This is a genomic window from Aestuariibaculum marinum, assembly GCF_014596975.1.
GTDB lineage: Bacteria > Bacteroidota > Bacteroidia > Flavobacteriales > Flavobacteriaceae > Aestuariibaculum > Aestuariibaculum marinum.
The window spans coordinates 1-285 of sequence record NZ_JACVXD010000051.1; the positions used below are offsets into that span (position 1 = coordinate 1).

1 protein-coding gene is annotated in these 285 nt (G+C 68.8%); it reads left to right on the forward strand.

The genetic code is table 11. From position 1 onward, the window contains the following. Positions 1-285, forward strand: a 285-nt coding sequence (locus ICJ85_RS16185) for a sulfatase-like hydrolase/transferase (RefSeq protein WP_188224830.1), incomplete at both ends; no start/stop codon positions are given.

Below are 285 nucleotides of genomic sequence, written 5' to 3' on the forward strand. Positions count from 1 at the left end.
TGGAAGAAACCGACCTGCTGGACGACACCGTGATCGTCTTCTCCGGCGACCACGGCGACATGCTCGGCGAGCGCGGGCTCTGGTACAAAATGCACTGGTTCGAGATGTCGGCGCGGGTGCCGCTGCTGGTGCACGCACCGGGGCAGTTTGCGGCGGGGCGGGTTGGCGCTTCGGTGTCCACCTGCGACCTGCTGCCGACCCTGGTCGAACTGGCCGGCGGCACGCTGGTGCACGATCTGCCGCTGGATGGCCGCTCGCTGCTGGGGCATCTGCAAGGGCAGGGCG